Below are 24,260 nucleotides of genomic sequence, written 5' to 3'. Positions count from 1 at the left end.
GAGGTGATAATGTGCATAGTTATTTAAGAACTGTTGGCTTTTCAAAGGTAAAGTCACGTAAAGAAATGCAGGAAATCATTCAGGATGTGATAAATACTTACGATGAGAAAATTGCAGTGGAGAATCATCCGGATGGAATTTTTGTACAATATTCCAAGAATTATGGCTGTGACTGTGGAATAACAGTCTGTGGACAGTATGATGAAGACAATGAGTTTCACGTAGAATATTCATTTCCGTTCTTTCGCGGCACAGGAATCACCTCTCAGGAGAGTGTAGTCGTGGAGAGACACGCAGAAAAAGAGTCTTATGCAGGGGCGTGTGATGACATGCGCCTTGGCGTGACTTTGATCTTTTATCTTCAGAATCCTGCAGAATATATGCTGGAGAAGTATAAGGGGAATGTGCGTGAAGGACAGCCACTGACGATTACAGGACTGGCAAGAGAAGGGAAGATCCTTTTTCCGGTTCAGAAAGATAAAGAAGCTGTAAAAGTAGAGCGAGAGCTGACAAAAAACCGCAATAATCTGATCGCGGCTGCCAGAAATGGTGATGAAGAAGCCATGGAAGACCTTACAATGGAAGATATGGATATGTATTCCATGATTTCTGAGCGTATTGTTACAGATGATGTGTTGACAATTGTGGATACCTGTTTTATGCCTCATGGAATTGAATGTGACCAGTATAGTGTGATGGGCGAAATCGTGGATTTTGTGAATTTTAAGAACATTCTCACTGGTGAGAAACTGTGCCAGATGACTATCGAGTGCAATGATATCCAGTTCGATGTGTGTATAAACTGTGCGGATCTGCTAGGAGAACCGGCTGTGGGACGCAGATTTAAGGGGCTGATTTGGCTGCAGGGGCAGCTGCATTTTTAGACGAACCTTTAGATTCGTATTCATAGACTAATTTAATTTAAGTTATAAAACACAATCTCAAAGTTAATAAAAAAGCTCTTGACAACTTCGAAAAAAGCTCCTATAATGCAGAATCATCAAAAAGCAAACGAAACTACAAAGGCGTAGAACACTTCAATGTGTCTGCGCCTTTTTCAGACTTAAAAACAATTTTTTTACGAGGCGGAAATTAACTATGAAAAAATTGAAAACAATTTTAATGGGACTGAGAACTAATCTTGGTGCAACACAGGTATTTGTAGATGATAAGTGAAAAATGGGACGAAAAAGTAATTGAGCTGGCAAAAAGTCTGATAAACTGTCAGAGCTATTCAGGACACGAGGATAAAGCGGCGGAAGCTTTAAAGGCGTATATGAAAGAGACCGGTGTTTTCGATGAGATAGAAACTGACTGCTACGGAAATGTGATCGGTCATATTAAAGGAAAAAATCATGGTTCGAAAGTCCTGTTTGATGGACATATAGACACGGTTCCAGTTGGAAATTTAAAGGATTGGAAACATGATCCATTTCATGCAGTTGTTGAAGATGGAAAGCTTTATGGCAGAGGAGCTGCTGATATGAAAGGTGCGGTAGCCGCATTTACAGTTGCTGCGCATAGATATGCGGTGGAAAATGGGAAAAATTTTGCCGGAGATGTATATGTGGCCAGTGTTGTGCATGAAGAATGCTTCGAAGGTGTTGCCGCGCGAAAAATAAGTGCGAAAGTGAAACCGGATTATGTGGTAATTGGTGAAGCATCTGAAATGAATTTAAAAGTAGGACAGCGTGGCCGTGCAGAAATTGTGGTTGAGACCTTTGGTGTCCCGGCACATTCAGCAAACCCGGAAAGGGGCGTAAATGCAGTATATAAAATGTGTGAGGCCATTCAGGCTATCCGTGAGATTGAACCGCCTGTCCAGAATAAACTTGGAAAAGGAATCCTGGAGCTGACAGACGTAAAATCTTCCCCATATCCAGGAGCCTCCGTTGTTCCGGAATACTGCCGTGCAACCTATGACCGCAGACTTCTGGTAGGTGAAACCAAGGAAAGCGTGCTTCAGCCAATCATTGAAAAAATGGAAGAGCTGAAGAAAAAGGATCCGCAGTTTTCCTATAAGGTCTCTTATGCAGTGGGAAAAGAGGAATGCTACACCGGAGAAAAAATCCAGGGAGAACGTTTTTTCCCAGGCTGGCTGTTTGGCGCAGAAGAGGAGTGGGTGGCAAAAATAAAATCCGAACTGGAAAAAGAGGGTTTTTCTCCAGAGGTAACTACCTACAATTTCTGTACAAATGGAAGTCATTATGCAGGAGAAGCTGGCATCCGTACTATTGGAATGGGACCTGCAAGGGAAAATCTGGCGCATACCATTGATGAATATGCGGAGGTGGAAGATCTGACAAATGTATTCAGATGTTATGTGGGGATTATGAAGGCGTTGTTGGGATGATGTATAGCTTTCGGTAAAGTGAAGAAATAATGTGAAAATGATAGAAAAGGCATTCTTTTTTGAGTATACTATTACTTGGAAGGGAGTGCTTTTTTATGATTATTGATAGGCTTTCGGTGTTTGTGAAATGAAAATTTTGGAAGCAGTTGAAAAAAGATAGCCTACAAAAAGAAGCAGCTAAAAAATGAAAAATAGAAAGAACAACTGGATAAAAATAGTTATCCAACTACTGTCGTTTATCTTAATCCCAGAACTGTTCGTAACAGGATTTACAGCTATTGGAGATATCTTTTCCCAGATCTATGCTGGAAGTATTTCCTGGGAGAGTGTCAGGTATTCGGTGTATGTACTAATCGCGACAGTGCCAGGAAGTGTACTGGTGGGGAGATTTTTTTGCGGATTTTTCTGCAGCTTTGGAGCTGTGCAGGATTTCTTGTGGTTTGCAGCGCGGAAGCTGGGAAAAGGCAGCTGGAGGCGGAACAGAAATCCAGAAATATACAAGAAAGCTGACAGAGTTCTGAAACTGGCAAAATATGGAGTACTTGTTTATTTTGTAATATTTATATGGAGTGGTGTTTTGACCTGGAAAAAGCAAGGTCCGTGGGAAATATTTGGCCAGTATATTGTGCCTGGACATTGGCCGGGAGTGAAGCCTTTGTGCTCGGTGGGGGGAATTTTACTCTTGGTGATTTTGACAGGATCAGTGTTGGTAAAGAGATTCTTTTGCAGATATTTCTGTCCAATGGGAGCGGTGTATGCACTGATTTCCAGAGGTGCATTTTTGAAAATCGAAAAGCTCGGACGAGAATGCAGTGCCTGTTCTTTGTGTACTGCGAAATGCAGCATGGGAATTGATTTTACGAAAAAGGAACAAGTTACAGGTGGAGAGTGCATTGCGTGCCAGCAGTGCATTAGCTGGTGCCCGAAAGGAAATGTGCATTTTGGAATTAAATATGGAATGGTGATCGGAGTATTGCTCACGTGTGTGATGATTGGGGCTTCCCAGCTCCTTACGGCGAGAAGCTATACGAAGGATAGAAATATAGCAGGCGGTGTTGTTGAAGGTTTCAGATATAAAGACGGTACTTATACTGGAACAGGTGAGGGCTATCGTGGAGCGATACGTGTCACTGTAAGTGTGGCGGACGGAAAAATAACCAGTCTTACACTGGATAGTTATGAGGATGACAAGTCTTATATGGAAAAAGCGAAAGCTGAAATCTTTTCTGCAATAATCGGACAGCAGAATACGAATGCAGATACCGTATCCGGTGCTACATATAGTAGTAAGGGGCTGATTCAGGCTGTACAGAATGCTTTGAAGGAGGCAGGAACTTCAGAGACTGCGGAGAATGGTTCTGATGATAAAGCTGCGGACAAGGCTGAATTTATTTCTGCAGGCCGCTTCCGGAACCTTGTCGATGGCGTATATACAGGATCTGCCGATGCTTTTCGTGGTGATGTAGAAGTTCAGGTTACTGTGGAAAATCAGCAGGTAACGGATATTTCCATCTTCTCATACTGTGACACAGAAGAATATTTTTTTAAAGCTGCGCCAGTTGTAATTGAAGAGATGAAAGAGGAACAAAGTCTGAACATTGATGCTGTCAGCGGAGCCACATACAGCAGCAACGGAATTATTCATGCTGTGGCAAATGCATTGGAGATTCCCGAAGATCAATATGCCGAATGTCCTGGCCGGAATCTGGCTGCCAAGAAGAAAAGCCATGGACATATTGTAAAACATGTAATAGAAAACCAGGAAGAGTATGAAAAGAAGGTTAAGGAGTATGAAAAATAGATAACAGAAATCAGAAACGGAGGATGCAGACTGGGAATCGTGAAGAATAGACATTGATAGCCCTTATACATCAGGCATATAATATATCAGATATACACAAAAAATATATGCAAAAATGTAAAATATCTGGTAACTATTCAATATCTGCGCTGCAAGCGTTACAATTTGGAGTATAAGTACTGGGGAAAAAATGAGACGAACGAAAGCATATCGGTTGATTTTTGTGGGAGTGGCATCTGTTCTGCTGGGAGGCTGCTCGGGGAGTTCGAAGGCAAACATGGAGGAGGCAGCAGAGCAGCCCGCTGTGGTGGACTATACCTGTATTTCTAATCCGGAAAGCGATAAGCAAATATATGTTATTCTGAAAAATTATCATGGTGCTTACTGGGAGAAGGTAATAGATGGTATAACAGAAGCTGCAAAAAAACTGGATGAAGCGGTTTATCTTGGCGGAATTGATAACGAAACTGACATTTCCGGTCAGATTGACCTGATGAACCAGGCTATGGAGCAAGGCGCTGACGGAATCCTGCTGGCTCCGGCAGATTCCAATTCACTGGCAGACAGCTGTCAGAAGGTACGGGAAAAGGATATTCCGGTAGTACTTATTGATTCTTCTATTAACAGCAGCGAATTTGATGCCTGTTACATGACAGATAATATAGATGCCGGAGAAATGGCAGCGAAAGAAATGCTGGAGTTGCTGTATGATGCAGGAAATTCACCCACAGACCCACTGGAAGTGGGAATCCAGTTGTCATCGGATAGTTCACAGGCAATGGTAAATCGTGTTTCCGGATTCCTGAATTTCTGGGCGGGCAATGCACCGGAGCAGTGGGAAATCGTTCAGGATATAAGAGTTAATGGCGGTGATACGAAAAAGGCACAATCGGATGCCTCTGCATTATTGAGAGAAAATGCAGATATAAAGGGCTTTTTCGGGTGTAACAACACATCTACTGTTGGCATTGTAAATACTCTTTTGAAGGAAGAAAGAACAGATGTGGTGCTGGTTGGTTTTGACCTGGCGGACGAAACGAAACAGATGCTTCAGAATCCGGAGTATCATGCAGTGACTGTGCTGCAGAAACAGGATCAGATGGGATATCTGGGAATGCTTTCCCTGAATTCTCTTATAAAGGGAGAAAAATCAGAGCAGAAGTATTTTGATACCGGAGTCATTATGGTTGATTCTGATTACCTTATGGAGAATGCTGTCTCATGAAAGATCGAAGAAAAAATAAAAGAAAAAGAAAAGTCCTGCTGACTTTGTATCTGGCAGTCTGCCTCGTCATTATCGTGGCGGCATACTTTCACCTGAGCAGAATTGCGCGGAATTTCAATACAGAGCATCTGGAGCTGATCACAGGCCTGTACGCGGAAAAGATGAATGATTCTATGGAATATCTTCAGAACTATGTACAGGAAGATATAAAGATGATCCGGTCTATGGAAAATGCCCAACCGGAGGAAATCCTGGAACAGCTGGAGAAAAATCTTGACAAGACTGTTTTCGGTGATATTGGTTTTATTATGAATGATGGCGAAATTTATGGCAGCAGCAGCTGCGCTGTTTCCGATATCAAAAAGAAGAAGCTGGATGAGGCGGCGCTGGCTTCGGATACGTCTTTTAACTCGGATCCTTACCAGTCCAGCAGAACTGGAAATATGACCATGACCGTTTTTGTGCCAGTAGGGGATACTTCACTGGTTCATACACTTTATGTGTCGATTATGATTGAAAATCTCAGACAGTTGGGTGAGTATGAGCTGCTTCAGGGCAAGATCAGTATTCACCTGTTAAAGGCCGATTCAGAAAATTTTATTACCTGTGTCAGTGACAATTCCGGCCCGTCTGGCAGTTGGAACAATCTTTTACTTCAGCAGAAGTATTTCCAGTATGATGCAGGTTATTCCTACAACCAGTGGATAAAGGACATGCGTTCCGGAAAGAAGGATGGGAGATTTTCCGCTATTATCAGAGGAGAGGAATCTACAATTTCCTATAGGAGTATTTCTGTTATGCCAGGCTGGTATGTGATCGTTGAATTGACAAATAAGAATATTTCTGATATTACTCAGCAGTTTTCCGCCTGGGGCGGAGTATATGGAAGTATTCTGGTAGGCTTCACGATGCTGTACATGCTGACCCTTGTGCTGTTGGAGAAAAAAGATAAGAAAATGTACATGGGATTGTCTACTACAGATCCTCTTACCGGAATTCTGAACCGTAGAGCTTTTCAGATTGCCGTGGAAGAAGAATTGCGTAAAAAAACGCCAGGCATCTTCATCTTTATTGATGTAGATAATTTTAAAATTTATAATGATACTTACGGTCATAACAATGGAGACTTCTGCCTGAAGCATTTTGCGAAAACTATGAAAAGCTGTTTCCCGGAGGATAGCATAATCGGCCGGTATGGCGGTGATGAATTTGTGGTTTACCTGAAGAATCTTACAGGGGAAATGGCGCGGACTTATATGGAAACGTTTCAGAGGATGATTTCCCAGCTTACACTGCCTACAGGAGAGGTTGTAGAGCTTTCAGCCAGCGCAGGCGGAGCTGCATTCCCGGAACAGGGAGAAGACGTTATGTCTCTTTGTAAAAGCGCAGATATGGCTTTGTATAAGGTGAAACAGAATGGGAAAGCTGATTTTAAAATGAAAGGAATGTAAATGAAAGGATCCCGGCAAGGTCGAGGCTTGTTAGCCTTCTACCTTGCGAGGGATCCTTTTTACCTGATAAATGTGTCCTGCGGAAATATCTAATTTACGTTTGCCGGATCAAGCTCTGTAATGGTTGGTGCCGTCCAGGTGTCCAGTGCATCCACATCCTACGCGATTGGTATAGTTATTTACGAAACCATGTTTTTCTACATAAAAATTTTATGGCTCGATAATATTAAAATATTTATACTCTGAGGTAACCATAACTGCATCCATCAATCGTGTCAGGCAGGTCTCATCACCCTCCTGCTGGATCAAAGCTGCAATATTTTCCGTGTTTTTCTGAATAATAGACAGCAGTCCGGCACGTTTGGTAGTCCATGTCACATCAGCATCCGCATCCTGTGTATCTTTCTGATAAAGAAGTACGCCATTTTTCACACGGAGTACATAATTACCTTCCGGCAATACAAGATTTGCTGTAAATGTCAGATCCGAAACCTTCGTTGTATCTACAAGAATTCCCAGATAATCCAAAATCATTTCAGGTGTCATATGTGAAACAACATCACCGGTACCCTTACCTCGCGTTGCATCATCGGTATTTGTACCATTTCGCAGCTCCTGGGCAGCACAGAGGTAAGCACTGCGCCATGGACCGGCTTCTGCCTGATACCCCAATTGCTCTAATGCATCTGCACAAAGATAACGTGCATCCATATTTTCCGGATCAGCAAAAACCAGCGTATTGGTGATCTGGGCAACCCACTGATATTCTCCCTTTGCAAAATCTTCTTTTGCTTTTTCAAGAACCGCATCTGTGTCACCGAAATATTCTACCAGCTTTTGTGCATAATCCGATGGTGTAAGTTCGGCAAGATGAACAGGATTACCGTCATACCACCCCATATATTTCTCATATACTGCCTTCGAATTATGAGAAACTGTGCCATAATACTGACGGGTATACCAGACTTTCTCCAACTCCTTGGGAAGCTGAATCATATTAGCAATCTCTGTTTCCGTATAACCTTCATTAATGTAAAGCAATGTCTGGTCGTTAATAAACTTATATACAGCTGCAGTATTGGTCATATATTCTTGAATAATATCATTTCCCCAATGTGGCCAGTTATGAGACTGGAATACTACATCTGCCTGATCACCGTAAAGTGCCAGAGATTCCATAATGTACTCTGCCCATGCGTTTCCGCCACGTACCTGGGCTCCGCGGAGTGTATACAGGTTGTGGAGTGTTCCTGTACAGTTTTCAGCCATCCACAAAGCATTTTTCGATCCAATCCAGAAGTTCATCTCCGCCGGTGCTTCGGTACCCGGAGTAAGCTGAAATTCAAGTTCCACTCCATCAATAGTATGCTTCTCACCGGTTTGTGTGATTTCAAGTGTAGGAGAAATATAACTTGTGCTGCCCCTGGACTGCCCCATACCAATACCAATAGCAAGAGCTCCTGTTTCACTGGCCTCAAGCATTGTTCCATACTGATAGCTTGCTCTGCGCCCCATGGCAGTACCTGCATAAATATTCTCGCTGACAGCATGCTTCTCAAAGCCCTCCGGTGCAATTACTTGCACATCACCGGATTGTACATCTTCTTCTGAAATAATTCCCCTGACTCCACCGAAATGATCAATATGGGAATGACTATAAATTACTGCCTTTACAGGAAAAGTACCAAGGTTCTCTTCTACCAGGGAAAAAGCCGCTGCCGCACATTCCATGCTCATCAGTGGATCTACTACAATCCATCCCGTATCACCTTTTATGAAAGTGACATTTGACATATCATAGCCACGCACCTGATAGATTTCATCGGTTACTTCAAAAAGACCATAAATATGATTCAGCTGTGTATCTCTCCAAAGACTTGGATTCGCTGTATCCGGAGCATCCTGATCCAGAAAAGCATACGCTGTCTGACTCCATACAAGCTTCCCGTTCTCATCATAAATATCCAGAGTATCCGGAGACGCAATCAGACCTTTTGTAGCATTTTCAAACTCCTCAGTATCCTCGAAATCCAACAATGCATAAACTTCCTGATTTGCATCAATGGTATACTGGGTGGCTGGTTTGCTTTCCGCTGTTAATTCTGATGCGGCAATCGCGCTGGAACTACCGCAGACAGTCATAGTAAGTGCTAATGCAGCGGTAGTCAAAGTAACTGCTTTTTTTCTTTTCATGATATGTTTCCCCCCTTGTTCTGCAAAAAAATTCAGATATTTTCTGCTGTGAATCTTAATTGATTGCAAAAAATAATATCTAATAAAAATATAGCATGAATATATCAGGGGAACAATCGAATTATAGCGAAATAACATTTCTATTGCGGTAAATCAACATGATAAGCGGTAAAACGACATTTGTTATTTGGAGGAATTATTTTTCATGGAAACTTCAACCAATCTGACCAGATGATTTTCTTCACTTATAGATTTCATTTTGTCTGCATTAAACAAAATGCATCCACAGTGTCCCGGAAATGTAGGAAAACATATAATTTTCAGATTCGTATCTATTTCAGGACTATAATCCATGATTTCCAGCGTTTCACCATACAAGGTGGCACGTTCATAAACATGAAGCCATTTTGCGTCCATATTGGAAAAAAGACTGGAAAAAGAACTTCCGATCATCTTGTCTAAGGGCTGCTTTTCCAGGGCAGCCAGCGCTTCGTTCCCATAGCGGAAGATCCAGTCCACTGCCTTTTTTTCTTCATTGAATACCATTTCTATATCTGTGAATGCAAAAGGGAGAGCATCACATATTTTATAATATTTGCGATACTCTTCTGCTGTCAGCGGCAGCTTTTTTTTACTGATTTTTGCAATTATAAGCTCCTGATTTTTCTGCAGTTCTTCTCTGAGCACCCTTTTTTTGCGTTTTGTATAGCAAATCTTCTCACCATTAGACAGCAAAATCCTGTCTCCAATATCACTGATTGCAGATACAGCTACCATACAGCCACGTTTTACCTCAATAAATTCTTCATTCAATTGTTTCTTTAATTCTTTCAGTGTCATTCGGCAACGATACACGTTTCCATCAAACATATGAATCCTGCAATGATCATCTGACATGATCACATAGAGAATGTCTGCACATCGGATCGCGATCTTCGTGCGATTGAAGGTTACTGTAATGAATTCCTGCTGCATGGCTGAGGTCTCCTTCTGGTAATTAAAAATCTATTTGAAAAATACAACTTTTACTATTCTAGCACTGTGTCAAAGCTCTTACAAGTATACAGATGCCAACCGTATAGTGCATCAATTTGTGTTTCAAAAGTGGTAACTGCTTCGTAATGCATATCTTGTAGAAAGCTTTTTTCAAACATGCTCTAACGAACAGTAACCATTGTAAGGACGGTATAGAAGAAAAGTCTTGTAATTTGTGTGTAATTATAGTACAATTGAAGCTACAGATTTGTCCTGTTAGTTTAATGGATAGAACAAGTGCCTCCTAAGAGAAAGCCGAGGCATTCCCCAAAGGGAAAAAATGAAAAACAACTTTCAGTTCGAATCTATTCTGAAAAATGCTAATGGTGACAACAAAGCATTCCCCAAATTGGGGAACGTTCTAATGTTACCAAATCAAAAAAATCTGTAGATTGACAACTCGAAAAAGAGTTGATATCTTATATATGGCCGAAGGGAAAAATCCCAGAAACCCAGTAAAATCAAGGGTTTGCGGCATGTGTCGTCATAGCTCAGCTGGATAGAGCACTCGCCTCCTAAGAGAAAGCCGAGGCATTCCCCAAAGGGAAAAAATGAAAAACAACTTTCAGTTCGAATCTATTCTGAAAAATGCTAATGGTGACAACAAAGCATTCCCCAAATTGGGGAACGTTCTAATGTTACCAAATCAAAAAAATCTGTAGATTGACAACTCGAAAAAGAGTTGATAATCTTATATATGGCCGAAGGGAAAAATCCTAGAAACCCAGTAAAATCAAGGGTTTGCGGCATGTGTCGTCATAGCTCAGCTGGATAGAGCACTCGCCTCCTAAGCGAGGGGTCGGAGGTTCAAATCCTCTTGGCGACGGGCTTCAAAGCGTTCGAAAATGTTAGCTGGATTAGCTGACAACGAACGCTTTTGTTATTTTCTAATCACGTTCGTGACATGATTTTCCATTCAAAATGATCAATTTCCAGCTAACGCAATCTGATTTTTGTTAGCTGACAGCTAATCAAAATTACCGGTTTGCAAACATGGGTTTTAGGAAGTTCAGCTAACATTTGGGTTCCGCTCTGTTGTCACCCCTTATTCGGGGATGTAAATCAGAGAAAAGGCGGGAAAAGAAACAATCTCTCCCAAACCTGCAAACATGAATTAGCTGAAACAGTATTCAATTCTATTAGCTACAGCTAATGGTCAAACAGCAATGTCTGTTTGGAACTTTACTATCTATAAAAGTTCCAGGCAGGCATTTTTTATTTCCTGAATCCTGGAGGAAAGGAGTCAAGATGACTGAACCAAACAGACAATCAGAAGAAAACGAAGAAAGAATCATAGAAATTGAGATTGAGCGTCTTCGACCGTTCAAAGAGCATCCGTTTCAGGTGAAGGATGATAAGGAAATGTTTCTTCTGCAGGAAAGCATTGAAAAGTATGGAATATTAAATCCGCTGATCGTCAGACCGGTACCGGATGGATACTATGAGATCATATCCGGCCACAGAAGAAAACATGCTGCGGAGAAACTGGGATACCGTAAAGTACCGGTAATCATCCGGGTATTAAGTGAAGATGATTCCATCTTGAGCATGGTAGATTCCAATCTTCACAGAGAACGGATCAGCTACAGTGAAAAAGCTTTTGCTTACAAACTGAAGAATGACGTATTAAAAAGAAAAAGTGGTCGAAAAAAGAGCCAAGTTGACCACAAAACACCAAGAAAGCGGGCAATAGAAATCATCAGTGAAGATTGTGGTGATAGCCCAAAACAAGTGCAGCGTTATATCTCACTGACAAAACTGATACCGGAAATGTTGCAGAAACTGGATGATGAGATCATTTCTTTTTGTCCGGCTGTAGAGATAGCTGCATTAAGTGAAAAAGAACAAAGAGAACTGCTTGTAGCAATGGAGTATGCACAGGCAATCCCATCACTCTCACAGGCCCAGAGGATCCGGCAACTGAGTAAAGAAAAACAGTTGTCACTGGAAAAGATGGAAGAGATCATGTGTGAAGTGAAAAAGGGTGAGATCACAAGAGTGGCATTCACAAACGAGCAGTTGCACAAGTATTTTCCAAATTCTTATACACCGGCAATGATGAAACGGGAAATACTGGCACTGTTGAAATTATGGAAAAAAGAATCATGGGATAGTTAAAGGAGGAAGAAATCATGTGTAAAGTTATATCCGTAGTAAACCAGAAAGGTGGCGTCGGAAAGACCACCACAACCGTAAATGTAGGCATTGGACTGGCAAGAGAAGGTAAGAAAGTGTTGCTGATCGACGCGGATCCACAGGGAAGTTTAACCGCAAGTCTTGGATATGAGGAACCGGATGATCTTCGCATCACACTGGCAACGATTATGATGGATGTCATTAACGAAGAAGAAATCTCTCTGGAAGATGGTATCTTACATCACCAGGAAAATGTAGATCTACTTCCGGCAAATATTGAGCTTTCTGCCCTGGAAGTAACGATGGGAAATGTTATGAGCAGAGAAATGATCATGAAGGAATATATCGATGCGATAAGAGGCCGATACGATTATATCCTGATCGACTGTATGCCAAGTCTTGGTATGATGACAATCAATGCACTGGTCTCTTCCGATTCCGTGCTGATACCTGTACAGGCCGCATATCTGCCGGTGAAAGGACTTCAGCAGCTGATCAAGACCATTCTTACAGTAAAGAAAAGGCTGAACCGGAAACTGGCGATTGAGGGCATTCTGTTGACTATGGTTGATTTCAGAACCAATTACGCAAGGGACATTGCATCGAGAGTACATACAACATACGGAAGCCAGATAGAAGTATTTGAAAATGTGATTCCGATGTCTGTAAAAGCAGCTGAGACCAGTGCAGAGGGAAAAAGCATCTACATGCACTGCCCGAAAGGAAAAGTTGCCGAAGCATATAAGAACTTAACACAGGAGGTTTTGAAAAATGAAAAATAGAAGTGGCGAAAAGATTAAACTGGCAAGCATTGATGAACTGCTTGGTGTGGTAAATGAAGAATCTGCAATGGAGATAGAGATTAGTAAGATCCATCCGTTTAAAAATCATCCGTTCAAGGTGCTGGATGATGAAAAGATGCAGGATCTGGTTGAAAGTGTAAGGATCAATGGAGTACTGACACCGGTACTGCTTCGAATGGATGATAATGAAGAATATGAAATGGTATCCGGTCACAGAAGAATGCATGCAGCACAGCTTGCAGGACTTACAACTATTCCGGCAATCGTAAGAGAATTATCGGATGATGATGCCATTGTGGCTATGGTGGATGCTAACATTCAGCGAGAGGAATTGTTGCCGAGTGAGAAAGCATTTGCTTATAAGATGAAACTAGAGGCAATGAAAAGACAGGGAGTTAGAACAGATTTAACTTTGTCTCAAAATGAGACGAAGTTGAGATCTGATGAAGTCTTGAGCAAGCAAGTTGGGGAAAGTAGAGCTCAGGTTCAAAGATTTGTACGATTAACAGAACTTATTCCGGAACTTCTTGATCTGGTAGATAACAAGAAGCTTCAGTTTACGGTTGCTGTCAATATCTCCTACATCGATAAGGAAGTACAGGGATGGATCTACGAATATATCAGCGACACCGGATTCATCAAACCAAAACAGATTGCAGCACTCAGAAATCAGCTGAATGATGGACCAATCAATCAGATTCAGATGTTATCGATTTTCAATAACTGTGTGATGGCAAAGAAAGTATCCCGGTCTCTTACTTTCTCAGAAAAGAAACTGACAAAGTATTTTCCGGATGATTATACAGCCAAAGATATGGAGCAGGTGATTGAATCATTATTAGAAAAGTGGATGCAGGAACAGTCCTGTTAAGGAGAGAAAAAGCTAAGAAAACAATGTCAAAGAAGTTTAAAAAGAGGACTTCTTAGCAGAAAATGAAAGGAGGAAATTATGGAGAAAAAAATGACATTTAATTATTTTTACGGTACCGAAGCTGATCAGTTCAGCTTCTACCGCATACCAAAAGCATTATTTACAGACAGCTATTTTAAAGATTTATCAAGCGATGCTAAAATTTTATATGGACTGATGTTGGATCGAATGTCTCTTTCCATCAAAAATCAGTGGTTTGACGACAAAAACAGAGCATATATCTACTTTTCCATCGAAGATATCATGGAATTACTGAACTGTGGCAGAAATAAAGCCATCAAATCCATGAGAGAGCTGGATGACGAAACAGGAATTGGTCTGATTGAGAAACGCAGGCAGGGATTTGGAAAGGTGAATGTTATCTACGTAAAAACCTTTATGCCTGAGAAAACAGATGAGAAAAAATTTGGAGAGGAATTAGAGAAGTTTAAAAAACAAACTTCTGTGGAAAATGAAGAGCCTGCAGAAGTTTACAATTTAAACTTCATGAAGTCCCAAAATCAAACTTCTAGAAGTCCCGAAAACAAACTTCAAGAAGTTTACATTTCAAACCCTAATAATACTAATCTTAGTGATACTGAAATGAATGATAATAAATCTAATCCTATCATATCTGTGGATGAGAAAAGATTTGATAGCGATAACCGCTCTGAGGATTATCAGGCTTATGAAAACCTTGTCAAAGAGACCATTGATTATGAATCACTGGAAGTAACCCATCATGACGATATGCGACAGGTAGATGAAATCGTGAACCTGATCGTAGAAACTGTGATGTGTAAAAATGACAAGATATTGATTGCCAGCAACTGGTATCCGGCATCACTGGTGAAGAAAAAATTTCTGATGCTGACCTATTCACATATCGAGTATGTCTTACACTGTATGCGTGGTAACACCACCAAAGTGAAGAACATCAAGAAATATTTATTAGCATCCCTGTTTAATGCACCGTCTACGATGAACGGGTATTATCAGGCAGAGGTGAACCATGATATGCCAGGACTGGTAAGATAGGAGGTGCACATGTTTATTTTAAAACTTGCTGGGAAAATATTATTACTGCCGGTATGGCTGATCCTTTTTGTGATCGGACTGGCAGTAAAGATGACAGTACAGACTTATGCGGTTGTCAGAGGGATCCTTGGGTTTATATTCACTTTGTTGATTATAGCGACTGCATACTGTTACCATGACTGGGTACAGGTTGCATTTCTGTTTTCGCTGAGTGTAATTCTGTATCTGATCCTTTTTGCAGGAGTGTTCGTAGATACTGTACTGGACATGACAAGAGAACGCATTATTGATTTTATTATATCGTGAGGAGGATATGAAAATGAGCGAAAACAATGATTATATTCAGTTACCACCACTTAAAAAAGACACACCGTCCGATGTGGTAGCATTTATGTGGGAGTACATAAAAGTACCGGAGGATTCAAGAGAAAAAGTTAAGAATCTGCTTAAAGATGCAAATGAAAATGGCGTAAAATTAAGTCATCAGGCACCAACACTGTATGATGTTGTCCCAAAAGAAGAAATTACTGAATTTGAAGAGCTTATGCGCAAAACCATAGCTGACATTGTATCAGAAGCCAGTAGCATTGCCTGTTGGGTGTATGTGCAGAAATATGTGAAACAGAAAACTCTTGACGAAATGCTACAAGAATTGCCAGGAGCAGGCCAGTTTATCATTGTCATGGATACCTGGTTCGAAAGACTGATGGCGGAATAATGGATGCTATGATAGAATAAAGAAAACGATTTGAAGTGCAAATCGTTAAGGAAAGAATCGAAGGTGGTGCAAACGAAAAAGCAGTATGGAGACTTTTCATTAACTGCCCTTTCGTTTGCATCAATTTCGATTTTTTCTGGTTGAACAAAGTGCGTCAACTCTATATGGACTTTTAATTATGACACTCTATTTATAATAGGATAGCGTGTACACATAGAAACACATAGAATTTATAATTCAGTCCTGTATTATGACACCAGAAATAAGCCTCCCTAAAGAAGCTAAAAAAATATACAGTTATGATACGTTAACAGAGCATATGTGGTTTGGGTTTTATAAAATGTTGTTCTGTAGACAGAGGAATAATCTTACCACCACAGGAAGAACACTTGCATATATCTTTATTATAAAGAAGACGGATAATGGCAGGTGCATCCATATCTTTCAGCTTGGAAATATATTTTTTGCAACCAAGGATGTTTCTACATAGGGTAATCTTTTTCTTCTTATTTCTGGATGAAAGAAGACCATAGTGCCTGATACGTACAAAACGTTTTGGAGGAACATGCATTAAAAATCGACGGATAAATTCCTCGCCGGATATGGTGATCTCTTTCCAAAGCCCTTGGTTTTTGTAATCTTTAGCGGAAAAAGTAACTGTAGATTCTGTCATGTCTTTGATACGGTAGTTGCTGATAGCAATCCGGTGGGTGTATTTTCCAAGGTATCTGATGACAGATTCGGCACCGTCAAATGGTTTCTTGCAATAAGGAATCCATTCCTTTGTATAGCAGGTATTTAACAATTCCTTGAAAGTATAGTAGTTTTTGTAAGGTGCAGCCGATCCATGAAATTCAAGCCTGTCATTTTCCCAGAGCTGCTTAAGTTCAGCCATATATTTTCCACGAAATATTTTGGAGATCACCTTAATCGGAAGAAAAAACTCTTTCCCGTTGTCTTTCCAATGATTTTTCACATCCAGCCCTCCACCAAGAACAATCGCATGGATATGAGGATGAAAATTCATGGTGCTTCCCCATGTATGGAGGATACAAATATAGCCGATATCAGTCCCAAGATATTTACTATCAGCAGCAAGTTCACTGAGAGTATCTGAAGCCGCATGATAAAGAGCAGTGTATAAGAATTTCTGGTTGCTGTAGATAATGGGATTAAGTTCTTCTGGAACTGTAAAAACTACATGGAAATAAGGAGCATCTAAGATATCCTCACGCCGTGCATCTACCCATTTTTCTTTTGGAAACTCCTGACACATAGGACAGCATCTGTCACGGCAGGAGTTATAGTGGACTGACACGCAGCCGCAGTCCTCGCATACACTTACATTCACACCAAAGGCACCGGTTTTGCAATTCATGATGTGATAAGCGGCCTTTCGCTGAGCGGGAGAAATACTATGTGTGGATTCAAAAGATGGATAAAAACGATGAAAAACATCCTGAATCGTACAATCCTTACTCATGATTCACCACCTTCCGGGTTGTCAAACGGGCTGCGGATTCCAAGAAGTGTCTTGTTGCTCACATGAAGGTAAACATCTGTAGAGCGAGGATCAACATGTCCCAGAAGTGACTGGATATATTTTATATCTGTGCCACTTTCGAATAGGTGGCTGGCAAAACTATGACGGCACGCATGAGAGGAAACATGACGGTTAATGCCGGCGAGTTTAGCACTTTTCTTAAAGAACTGGTTAACACTGGCTATATCAAGATATCCACCGGACCAGGAACTTGGGAAAAGGATATCTTTAGGGCGACCACATTTGTACCAATACTCTGTGAGAAGGTCTAAATTTTTTTGAGACAGAATTGTATACCTGTCAATTCTGCCTTTGGTTTCACGAACATGAATTGTCATGTTGGTACGTGAAATGTCATCATAATGAAGATGAACAACCTCTGATACACGTAATCCGGAAGAATACATAGTTGCAATAATCGCTTTATGCTTCAGATTCGGAGTGGCGTCAATGATTGCATTTATTTCATCGCGGGATAGAACAGCAGGAAGATTTCGCTCTCTTTTCATAGCCGGAACAGTGTCATCATCCCAGAGAATCTTCAACACCTTTTTATATAAGAACTTGATTGCAGACCGATAGTGATTGTGAGTTTCAGGAGACCTTCCTTCCAGACGTTTGGCAGTGAGAAAACTTTCCGCATCTTCAAGTGTAAGATCAGAAACATTTTTTCCAATCCAATGAAGGAAGTAACTGACATCAGAGCAATACAGTTGAATAGTTCTTTCACGCAGGTTACGTTTTTCCGCTTCATTGCGGATGGATTCAAAAATATCTTTATACATAATAAAACCTCCAGAATAAGTAGTGTTAATAATTACATCTACCTATTCGGAGGTGCGTTAGCATCATAATTCCGATTGCGGAAGAGACTGGAAAATGTTATTCTTATCATAGGCAGTGGAGCTTTCTTAGTTCAGTTGTTTCGTGTGGTAACTTAACAATAACGGATTATGGAAAGTAATTCCACTGCTTTTTTAATAAAAATAAAACTGCGCCACAGCCTTGGCAGGCCATCGCGCAGCGATTTTGTTCAATCGGAATTTACTTCTACTTAGACATACAAACTGTTGACAGTAAAACTCCTATATAGTATTATTTGATAAAATACTATATAGGAGTTTTTGTATGAAAATGAATGGCGGATTTCTTGTTACCAAAATAAAACAACTTGGAGATCGAATCTTTGAGAAGATTCTCAGCGAAAAGAATATTGATGCGTTTAACGGAGCCCAGGGGCGTATTCTTTATGTACTGTGGCAGGAAGATGGAATCTCAATCAGGTCACTCTCGATTAAATGTGGATTAGCGATAACTTCTCTTACTACGATGCTGGAAAGAATGGAAAATCAAGGGCTGATAAGACGTGTTCAGTCTGAAACGGACAAAAGGAAAACACTCCTGTTTCTGACTGAAAAAGCACATGCCTTAAAGGACGAATACGATTCTGTATCTGATAAAATGGGCAGTATTTACTACAAAGGTTTTTCGGAGGAAGAAATTACCCAGTTTGAGGAATACCTCGACCGTATCAGAAAGAATCTTGAGGAGTGGCAGAAATCATGAGTATTTGTATCAAAGATCAGATTCAAAACATGAATATCGTCATCGGATGTACAGTGGGGTGTGCATATTGCTATGCCCGCAATAATGTGAAACGCTGGCATATGATTGATGACTTTGCTGACCCTGAATTCTTTCCGGGTAAGCTCAAGATGATGGAAAAGAAACGTCCGCAGAACTTTCTTCTTACCGGCATGAGCGATCTTTCCGGCTGGAAGTCAGAATGGAGAGACGAGGTATTTGAAAAAATCCGTGAAAATCCACAGCATCAGTTCCTGTTCCTTACAAAGCGACCAGATCTGCTGGATTTTGATACAGATTTGGAAAACGCATGGTTTGGTGTTACGGTGACGAGAAAAGCAGAACTGTGGCGTATTGACGCACTACGGGAAAATGTCAGAGCAAAACACTATCATGTTACCTTTGAGCCGCTATTCGACAATCCAGGTTCAGTTGATCTTTCCGGGATCAACTGGATCGTTGTCGGCACCATGACTGGAGTTCAGAGCAGGAAGGTTCATACGGAGCCGGAGTGGGCATGGTCTCTGACAGATCAGGCGCATGTGCTTGACATTCCGGTATTTATGAAGGAAGATCTTGTCCCTATCATAGGGAATGAAAATATGATTCAGGAAATGCCGGATGAATTCAATAAAGTGTTGGAGGTACAGAGATCATGGCAGAAGTAATAAATGGAATCCTCATTAATGAGGCGGAAACAAAGAACATCATGACCAAGTCCAGTCTGCCTGTAGGCGGTTACTCGGTCAATCCATATGTAGGCTGTACACACGCCTGCAAGTATTGCTATGCTTCTTTTATGAAGCGCTTTACCGGACACAAGGAGGAATGGGGCACTTTCCTTGATGTAAAGCATTGGCCGGAAATTAAGAATCCGAAGAAATATGCCGGACAGCGGGTGGTCATCGGTTCTGTGACAGATGGCTACAATCCACAGGAGAAGCAATTCGGGAATACCAGAAAACTTCTGGAGCAGCTGATCGGCAGTGACGCAGATATTCTGATCTGCACAAAGTCGGATCTTGTGGTACGAGATATTGATCTGCTGAAGAAGCTTGGACGAGTAACCGTTTCATGGTCGATCAACACACTAGATGAAAATTTTAAGAACGATATGGACTCTGCTTCTAGCATTGAGTGCCGTATCGCTGCTATGAAGCAGGTATATGAAGCAGGTATCCGTACAGTCTGTTTCGTATCTCCGGTATTCCCCGGTATCACGAATTTTGAAGCAATCTTTGAGCGGGTAAAGGATCAGTGCGATCTGTTCTGGCTCGAAAATCTCAATCTTCGAGGCGGTTTCAAAAAGACAATTATGGATTATATCGCCGGAAAATATCCTGATCTTGTACCACTTTACGACGAGATCTATAACAAGCATAACCGCAGCTACTTTGAAGCACTTGAAGTAAAAGCTGAGGAAATGGCTAAGAAGTATGATTGCCCATTTGTGGATAATGAAATGCCTTATGGCAGAGTCCCGCAGGGACATCCGGTGATCGTAGATTATTTCTATCATGAGGAAATCCGCGGGACAGAGAATACAGGAAAAAGAAATCGTTAATCTAAACGAAAATTAAACTGATGATGGTGGAGAGATTTATTTATCGCCATTTGAAATCGAGAAGTTCTTGTTTGAAAAATAGAGTAATTGTAAAATTGAAGAAAAAATGCACAGTTCTTAGCTTATCGGGAGCTGTGCATTTTTGTAAATAAATACTTTTAATTAGCCGATTACGGCGTCCTCTGCTGTAAAATGTTCCAGAGAATTTTCTTTTACCTGAATGCAGATATAAGTAATTCCGGAAATATCGGATGCAAAAAACTGACGCTTTGCAGCAGGTGCGATTTTTAGCCAGTCTCCAGTTGAAAGGCTGATTTCTTCTCCATCAATTATGGCTTTGCCGTTACCTGAAAGAATTCCATAGATTTCCTCATTTTCTTTATGAGAATGAACAAATGGGACATTTGCTCCTGCAGGTAGTTCGTTTAAACTGATTTCTGCACCTGTTAAAGACAACTTTTCATGCAGTTCAATTCGGTTTTCCTTTCCAATAGTTGTTTTTGTGTAATTTGTCATAATAATACCTCCATAGTTGATTTGTAGTTTCTAATTACATGGCATTAGTATAGTGTGAGACACATACAAAAACAAGTACGCACCTTTTTGTAACTGTACACTCAAAATTGAATGTGTTACAATAGACTCGGAGGTGAGAATTATGCGAGCAAAAGAAGAATTACCGGAATGCCCAGTTGCAACAGCGGTATCTCTCATCGGAGGAAAATGGAAACTGCTGATTTTGCGTAACTTGAAAGAGCGCCCATGGAGATTCAATGAGCTACAACGAAGTATAGATGGTATTTCACAAAAGGTTTTGACGGATAGTTTAAGGCAAATGATGAGTGATGGACTGGCATATCGCCACGATTACCATGAACAGCCACCGAGAGTTGAATACGGATTAACGGAACTCGGAACAAAAATGCTTCCAATTGTTAATTCACTTGCTGACTTTGGTAACTACTATAAATCACTTATTGAACAGAATTAAGTACGTTAGTATTTGAAAAGCTCGAACAATCGGAAGTTGTAGGAGGAAATTTTTAATGAATATAACAGTTTATCTTGGGGCAAACGAAGGAAATGACCCATGCTTACGAAAAGCAGTTGAGGAATTGGGGGCATGGATTGGAAACAGTGGAAATGCACTTGTTTACGGTGGTTCTAAAGGTGGTTTAATGGGAGCATTGGCAGACAGTGTATTGAAGGCAGGCGGTGATGTTACGGGTGTTGAGCCGAATTTTTTTATTGAAAATGAGTTTCAACATGATGGACTGACAAAACTGATTGTGACTAAGGATATGTCTGAGAGAAAAAACAAAATGATTGAGTTAGGAGAAGCCTTTATTGCCTTCCCGGGCGGCACGGGAACATTGGAGGAAATTGCAGAGGTAATGTCGAAGGTGTCTTTGAAACATCTGGAGGCACCCTGCATTCTCTACAACCTGGACGGTTACTACGATGATTTGAAAGCACTTCTAAATCATATGATTGAAAAAGGATTATCTTCTAACGAGCGACAGGAGGGAATCTTTTTTGTTGAAAATCTGGATGATATAAAGCGAATCTTGAGACGGGCATAACTTATGTTTGTACAGTAAAATGGAGTTGCATTAGCGAAAGACAGAGCACGATCAATTCCAGCTTGAAGAAGAAACAAAAATCATTCATGTCCTTTGTCATATAGTTTCTGTATATTTTTTGGAAGTTTATCAGGTAACATGGCATTTATCGTATCTTCATTACCATCTTTCATTGCTGTTTCATAATACCAGCACTTAAATTTTAAGAGGGAGAGAGTTTTTTGAAGTTCCTGGATTTCAGTTTCAACAGCTGATTTTCTGGCTTCAAATAATTCTTTCCTTTTTTCATAGCTGGCGCTGCCTTCAGATACCCAGATAAAAAATTGCTTTATATCTTTGATCTCAAGCCCAGATTTCTTCAGACATTCAATGATACGAAGCGCTTCCAACTCATTATCGCTGAAATAACGGATGTTTCCTTTACGCTCCAGATTAGGGAAAAAACCTTCCTTGTCATAATATCTTAAGGTAGAAACAGGGAGACCAAACATTGCAGAGACCTGACCGATTGTATACATAAAAAACCTTCTTTCAAAATATGCTTGACCTAAAGTTAACTTTAGGTTGTATGATATTTATATCATATACTATTGTTAGTATAATTACAAGAAATTTTGCATATGGAGGATGTTGAATATGTTAAAAACAGAAGAATTAAAGTTGGTATCTGAATGGGATAAAACTTTTCCACAGAGTAAAAAAGTAGATCATAAGAAAGTGACATTTGTAAATCGTTATGGAATCACACTTGCTGCAGATCTGTATAAGCCGAAAAATGTGTCAGGGAAATATCCTGCGATTGCCGTAAGCGGACCATTTGGTGCAATCAAAGAACAGTGTTCCGGATTATATGCGCAGACGATGGCTGAAAAAGGATATTTAACGATTGCATTTGATCCTTCTTTTACGGGGGAAAGTGGAGGCAATCCAAGATTCATGGCTTCTCCGGATATTAATACAGAAGATTTCATGGCTGCTGTTGATTTTCTTTCTGTTCGGGAAGATGTGGATACGGATAAAATAGGAATCATTGGAATCTGCGGATGGGGTGGAATGGCTCTTAACGCAACTGCATTGGATACAAGAATAAAAGCAACTGTAGCATCTGCCATGTATGATATGACAAGGGTAAATGCAAATGGGTACTTTGATTCTGAGGACAGTGAAGAAGCACGTTATGCAAAGAAACAGTCACTGAATGCCCTCAGAACACAAGAATACCGTAAAGGCGAGTATTCCAGAAGCGGTGGTTGTGTTCCACTTCCGGTTCCGGAAGATGCCCCTCTCTTCGTAAAAGATTATAGTGAGTATTATAAAGGCAGATGTTATCATAAAAGGAGCCTGAATTCCAATGGGGGCTGGAACAGTATTGGATGTATGTCATTTATGAATCAGCCAATATTAAAGTATTGTAATGAAATCAGAAGTGCAGTCCTTATCGTTCATGGAGAAAAAGCGCACAGTTATTATTTTGGAAAAGATGCTTATGAAAATATGATCAAGGACAGCAAGTACACATCCAATAAAGAGTTGCTGACAATTCCAGGGGCTGTTCATACAGATCTTTATGATAATCTGGATGTAATCCCATTTGATAAAATCCAGAAATTTTTTAAAGAAAATGGGGTTGGTTAATCATGACATTTGAAGAATATTTGAGTAATATGAATCACGGATATACTGTAGACGGTGGAAGTGAAGACCATCTGATCATGCATGAGCTGTCTCAAAGGGCATTAAAAATAACGATGGAGTTGAATAACAAATATCATACAAAAGAAGAAATTGTACAGCTTGCTTTGCCATATGAGATCCTCCTTCAGCATGCCTCTATTGTATCATGCTTATGTGTATTTGGAATTTCCCAGTCATCACTGGGAAGAATCATGGCGCAGGAAAACCTGCCGTCGCTGATCACACTTGAAAAAATATGTACAGCTTTGGGCGTGACATTATCACAGTTTTTTCAGGAAGGTAATTCAGAGAATCTGACAGAAAAACAGAAAGAAGTTTTAAGGATATGGAATAATCTGAGTACAAATGAGCAGGAAACAGTGATGTCAATGCTGCGTGGTCTTCGGAAGTAGAAGAATAGTTCGAGTATATGTATCGGCTGTTCTTTTTTTATTTTTGTCGTTAAAACGGTAATGTTTTCTTGTGTATACTAGAGCATTAAAGTATAATGAAATCAGTTTTTTTGCATAAGTATTAAAGCTATAATAAGGAAATCGGCAAACCAGATGAAAGTCTGGGACGCAAAGCTATAGGGCCTGTAAAATGGCAGCCAGTTGCATGAAATGAGGTTGCACTGTCTGTTTGGCAG

General features: G+C 40.5%; 24 protein-coding genes, 1 tRNA gene and 1 riboswitch. Of the genes, 19 read left to right on the top strand and 6 right to left on the bottom strand.

Features of this window, described 5'->3' with window-relative positions; translation table 11 throughout:
* Window positions 1-11: 11 nt before the first annotated feature.
* From ACESTK_RS01680 to ACESTK_RS01660, 5 genes are all read left to right on the top strand, one after another.
* On the top strand, window positions 12-884 hold the full coding sequence (locus ACESTK_RS01680; RefSeq protein WP_195478199.1) for a DUF3881 family protein: 873 nt from the start codon (window positions 12-14) through the stop codon (window positions 882-884).
* A gap of 281 nt (window positions 885-1,165) precedes the next feature.
* A complete protein-coding gene (locus ACESTK_RS01675; RefSeq protein WP_373118318.1) occupies window positions 1,166-2,353 on the top strand; it encodes a YgeY family selenium metabolism-linked hydrolase in 1,188 nt (395 codons plus the stop codon).
* Window positions 2,354-2,537: 184 nt separating this feature from the next.
* Window positions 2,538-4,154 (top strand): FMN-binding protein, encoded by a 1,617-nt coding sequence (locus tag ACESTK_RS01670; RefSeq protein WP_373118315.1) that lies wholly within the window; start codon window positions 2,538-2,540, stop codon window positions 4,152-4,154.
* A 190-nt stretch (window positions 4,155-4,344) separates the two neighbouring features.
* Window positions 4,345-5,379, top strand: a complete 1,035-nt coding sequence (locus ACESTK_RS01665; RefSeq protein WP_294424641.1) for an ABC transporter substrate-binding protein — start codon at window positions 4,345-4,347, stop codon at window positions 5,377-5,379.
* Window positions 5,376-6,830, top strand: a complete 1,455-nt coding sequence (locus ACESTK_RS01660; protein ID WP_195700049.1) for a GGDEF domain-containing protein — start codon at window positions 5,376-5,378, stop codon at window positions 6,828-6,830. Before ACESTK_RS01665 ends, ACESTK_RS01660 begins: the two co-directional genes overlap by 4 nt.
* Window positions 6,831-7,040: 210 nt before the next feature.
* Here ACESTK_RS01660 and ACESTK_RS01655 read toward each other — a convergent pair whose 3' ends face one another.
* Window positions 7,041-9,023, bottom strand: a complete 1,983-nt coding sequence (locus tag ACESTK_RS01655; RefSeq protein WP_373118311.1) for an alkyl/aryl-sulfatase — start codon at window positions 9,021-9,023, stop codon at window positions 7,041-7,043.
* 183 nt (window positions 9,024-9,206) lie between these two features.
* Window positions 9,207-9,998 (bottom strand): LytTR family DNA-binding domain-containing protein, encoded by a 792-nt coding sequence (locus ACESTK_RS01650; protein ID WP_187565395.1) that lies wholly within the window; start codon window positions 9,996-9,998, stop codon window positions 9,207-9,209.
* Between the two features lie 812 nt (window positions 9,999-10,810).
* Between ACESTK_RS01650 and ACESTK_RS01645 the strand changes: the two genes are divergently transcribed.
* From ACESTK_RS01645 to ACESTK_RS01615, 7 genes are all read left to right on the top strand, one after another.
* Window positions 10,811-10,884 (top strand) — tRNA-Arg (locus tag ACESTK_RS01645).
* Between the two features lie 422 nt (window positions 10,885-11,306).
* On the top strand, window positions 11,307-12,176 hold the full coding sequence (locus ACESTK_RS01640; protein ID WP_195993176.1) for a ParB/RepB/Spo0J family partition protein: 870 nt from the start codon (window positions 11,307-11,309) through the stop codon (window positions 12,174-12,176).
* A 14-nt stretch (window positions 12,177-12,190) separates the two neighbouring features.
* Window positions 12,191-12,976 (top strand): ParA family protein, encoded by a 786-nt coding sequence (locus tag ACESTK_RS01635; RefSeq protein WP_005334870.1) that lies wholly within the window; start codon window positions 12,191-12,193, stop codon window positions 12,974-12,976.
* Entirely contained in the window at window positions 12,966-13,868 is a 903-nt protein-coding gene (locus ACESTK_RS01630; RefSeq protein WP_005334867.1) for a ParB/RepB/Spo0J family partition protein, read from the top strand. The genes ACESTK_RS01635 and ACESTK_RS01630 overlap by 11 nt, the downstream gene beginning before the upstream one ends.
* Window positions 13,869-13,946: 78 nt before the next feature.
* Window positions 13,947-14,945 (top strand): DUF6017 domain-containing protein, encoded by a 999-nt coding sequence (locus ACESTK_RS01625; RefSeq protein ID WP_117947869.1) that lies wholly within the window; start codon window positions 13,947-13,949, stop codon window positions 14,943-14,945.
* A gap of 9 nt (window positions 14,946-14,954) precedes the next feature.
* Window positions 14,955-15,251, top strand: coding sequence for a hypothetical protein (locus tag ACESTK_RS01620; protein WP_005334864.1), 297 nt, complete (start codon window positions 14,955-14,957; stop codon window positions 15,249-15,251).
* Window positions 15,252-15,264: 13 nt separating this feature from the next.
* Window positions 15,265-15,663, top strand: coding sequence for a hypothetical protein (locus ACESTK_RS01615; protein WP_330371202.1), 399 nt, complete (start codon window positions 15,265-15,267; stop codon window positions 15,661-15,663).
* Between the two features lie 307 nt (window positions 15,664-15,970).
* On the opposite strand, the gene ACESTK_RS01610 is transcribed toward ACESTK_RS01615, so the two are convergent.
* Window positions 15,971-17,146 (bottom strand): IS91 family transposase, encoded by a 1,176-nt coding sequence (locus tag ACESTK_RS01610; protein ID WP_373118307.1) that lies wholly within the window; start codon window positions 17,144-17,146, stop codon window positions 15,971-15,973.
* On the bottom strand, window positions 17,143-17,991 hold the full coding sequence (locus ACESTK_RS01605) for a site-specific integrase (protein ID WP_347506055.1): 849 nt from the start codon (window positions 17,989-17,991) through the stop codon (window positions 17,143-17,145). Before ACESTK_RS01605 ends, ACESTK_RS01610 begins: the two co-directional genes overlap by 4 nt.
* Before the next feature lie 343 nt (window positions 17,992-18,334).
* On the opposite strand from ACESTK_RS01605, the gene ACESTK_RS01600 reads away from it, so the two are divergent.
* Genes ACESTK_RS01600 through ACESTK_RS01590 form a run of 3 tightly spaced genes read left to right on the top strand, consistent with a single transcriptional unit; the run spans window position 18,335 to window position 20,354 of the window.
* On the top strand, window positions 18,335-18,772 hold the full coding sequence (locus ACESTK_RS01600) for a radical SAM mobile pair system MarR family transcriptional regulator (protein ID WP_117613248.1): 438 nt from the start codon (window positions 18,335-18,337) through the stop codon (window positions 18,770-18,772).
* On the top strand, window positions 18,769-19,458 hold the full coding sequence (locus ACESTK_RS01595) for a radical SAM mobile pair protein A (RefSeq protein WP_118041149.1): 690 nt from the start codon (window positions 18,769-18,771) through the stop codon (window positions 19,456-19,458). Before ACESTK_RS01600 ends, ACESTK_RS01595 begins: the two co-directional genes overlap by 4 nt.
* Window positions 19,446-20,354, top strand: coding sequence for a radical SAM mobile pair protein B (locus tag ACESTK_RS01590; protein ID WP_187565383.1), 909 nt, complete (start codon window positions 19,446-19,448; stop codon window positions 20,352-20,354). The genes ACESTK_RS01595 and ACESTK_RS01590 overlap by 13 nt, the downstream gene beginning before the upstream one ends.
* 162 nt (window positions 20,355-20,516) lie before the next feature.
* Here ACESTK_RS01590 and ACESTK_RS01585 read toward each other — a convergent pair whose 3' ends face one another.
* The gene (locus ACESTK_RS01585) at window positions 20,517-20,870 is read right to left on the bottom strand and encodes a cupin domain-containing protein (RefSeq protein WP_117495883.1); all 354 of its coding nucleotides are present in this window, start codon (window positions 20,868-20,870) and stop codon (window positions 20,517-20,519) included.
* A 142-nt stretch (window positions 20,871-21,012) separates the two neighbouring features.
* Between ACESTK_RS01585 and ACESTK_RS01580 the strand changes: the two genes are divergently transcribed.
* Entirely contained in the window at window positions 21,013-21,345 is a 333-nt protein-coding gene (locus ACESTK_RS01580; protein WP_072522465.1) for a helix-turn-helix domain-containing protein, read from the top strand.
* 55 nt (window positions 21,346-21,400) lie between these two features.
* A complete protein-coding gene (locus tag ACESTK_RS01575; protein WP_373118301.1) occupies window positions 21,401-21,937 on the top strand; it encodes a TIGR00730 family Rossman fold protein in 537 nt (178 codons plus the stop codon).
* Window positions 21,938-22,017: 80 nt separating this feature from the next.
* Here ACESTK_RS01575 and ACESTK_RS01570 read toward each other — a convergent pair whose 3' ends face one another.
* Window positions 22,018-22,455 (bottom strand): MerR family transcriptional regulator, encoded by a 438-nt coding sequence (locus ACESTK_RS01570; RefSeq protein WP_195992925.1) that lies wholly within the window; start codon window positions 22,453-22,455, stop codon window positions 22,018-22,020.
* Window positions 22,456-22,573: 118 nt separating this feature from the next.
* Between ACESTK_RS01570 and ACESTK_RS01565 the strand changes: the two genes are divergently transcribed.
* Entirely contained in the window at window positions 22,574-23,572 is a 999-nt protein-coding gene (locus ACESTK_RS01565) for an alpha/beta hydrolase (protein ID WP_373118298.1), read from the top strand.
* A 2-nt stretch (window positions 23,573-23,574) separates the two neighbouring features.
* Complete coding sequence (locus tag ACESTK_RS01560; RefSeq protein ID WP_373118294.1) at window positions 23,575-24,024, top strand: helix-turn-helix domain-containing protein; 450 nt, start codon at window positions 23,575-23,577, stop codon at window positions 24,022-24,024.
* Between the two features lie 133 nt (window positions 24,025-24,157).
* Window positions 24,158-24,233, top strand: a riboswitch (cyclic di-GMP riboswitch).
* Window positions 24,234-24,260: the final 27 nt, after the last annotated feature.

The organism is Ruminococcus sp. Marseille-P328, assembly GCF_964249465.1.
Classification (GTDB): Bacteria; Bacillota; Clostridia; order Lachnospirales; family Lachnospiraceae; genus Blautia_A; species Blautia_A faecis.
The sequence above is the reverse complement of the archived record's forward strand: the minus strand, read 5'-3'. Positions and strand labels throughout refer to the sequence as shown.

Coding starts and splice junctions, on each gene's coding strand:
- ACESTK_RS01675 (WP_373118318.1), top strand. CDS start 1,166: ATGATAAGTGAAAAATGGGACGAAAAAGTAATTGAGCTGGCAAAAAGT.
- ACESTK_RS01670 (WP_373118315.1), top strand. CDS start 2,538: ATGAAAAATAGAAAGAACAACTGGATAAAAATAGTTATCCAACTACTG.
- ACESTK_RS01665 (WP_294424641.1), top strand. CDS start 4,345: ATGAGACGAACGAAAGCATATCGGTTGATTTTTGTGGGAGTGGCATCT.
- ACESTK_RS01660 (WP_195700049.1), top strand. CDS start 5,376: ATGAAAGATCGAAGAAAAAATAAAAGAAAAAGAAAAGTCCTGCTGACT.
- ACESTK_RS01655 (WP_373118311.1), bottom strand. CDS start 9,023: ATGAAAAGAAAAAAAGCAGTTACTTTGACTACCGCTGCATTAGCACTT.
- ACESTK_RS01650 (WP_187565395.1), bottom strand. CDS start 9,998: ATGCAGCAGGAATTCATTACAGTAACCTTCAATCGCACGAAGATCGCG.
- ACESTK_RS01640 (WP_195993176.1), top strand. CDS start 11,307: ATGACTGAACCAAACAGACAATCAGAAGAAAACGAAGAAAGAATCATA.
- ACESTK_RS01635 (WP_005334870.1), top strand. CDS start 12,191: ATGTGTAAAGTTATATCCGTAGTAAACCAGAAAGGTGGCGTCGGAAAG.
- ACESTK_RS01630 (WP_005334867.1), top strand. CDS start 12,966: ATGAAAAATAGAAGTGGCGAAAAGATTAAACTGGCAAGCATTGATGAA.
- ACESTK_RS01625 (WP_117947869.1), top strand. CDS start 13,947: ATGGAGAAAAAAATGACATTTAATTATTTTTACGGTACCGAAGCTGAT.
- ACESTK_RS01620 (WP_005334864.1), top strand. CDS start 14,955: ATGTTTATTTTAAAACTTGCTGGGAAAATATTATTACTGCCGGTATGG.
- ACESTK_RS01615 (WP_330371202.1), top strand. CDS start 15,265: ATGAGCGAAAACAATGATTATATTCAGTTACCACCACTTAAAAAAGAC.
- ACESTK_RS01610 (WP_373118307.1), bottom strand. CDS start 17,146: ATGAGTAAGGATTGTACGATTCAGGATGTTTTTCATCGTTTTTATCCA.
- ACESTK_RS01605 (WP_347506055.1), bottom strand. CDS start 17,991: ATGTATAAAGATATTTTTGAATCCATCCGCAATGAAGCGGAAAAACGT.
- ACESTK_RS01600 (WP_117613248.1), top strand. CDS start 18,335: ATGAAAATGAATGGCGGATTTCTTGTTACCAAAATAAAACAACTTGGA.
- ACESTK_RS01595 (WP_118041149.1), top strand. CDS start 18,769: ATGAGTATTTGTATCAAAGATCAGATTCAAAACATGAATATCGTCATC.
- ACESTK_RS01590 (WP_187565383.1), top strand. CDS start 19,446: ATGGCAGAAGTAATAAATGGAATCCTCATTAATGAGGCGGAAACAAAG.
- ACESTK_RS01585 (WP_117495883.1), bottom strand. CDS start 20,870: ATGACAAATTACACAAAAACAACTATTGGAAAGGAAAACCGAATTGAA.
- ACESTK_RS01580 (WP_072522465.1), top strand. CDS start 21,013: ATGCGAGCAAAAGAAGAATTACCGGAATGCCCAGTTGCAACAGCGGTA.
- ACESTK_RS01575 (WP_373118301.1), top strand. CDS start 21,401: ATGAATATAACAGTTTATCTTGGGGCAAACGAAGGAAATGACCCATGC.
- ACESTK_RS01570 (WP_195992925.1), bottom strand. CDS start 22,455: ATGTATACAATCGGTCAGGTCTCTGCAATGTTTGGTCTCCCTGTTTCT.
- ACESTK_RS01565 (WP_373118298.1), top strand. CDS start 22,574: ATGTTAAAAACAGAAGAATTAAAGTTGGTATCTGAATGGGATAAAACT.
- ACESTK_RS01560 (WP_373118294.1), top strand. CDS start 23,575: ATGACATTTGAAGAATATTTGAGTAATATGAATCACGGATATACTGTA.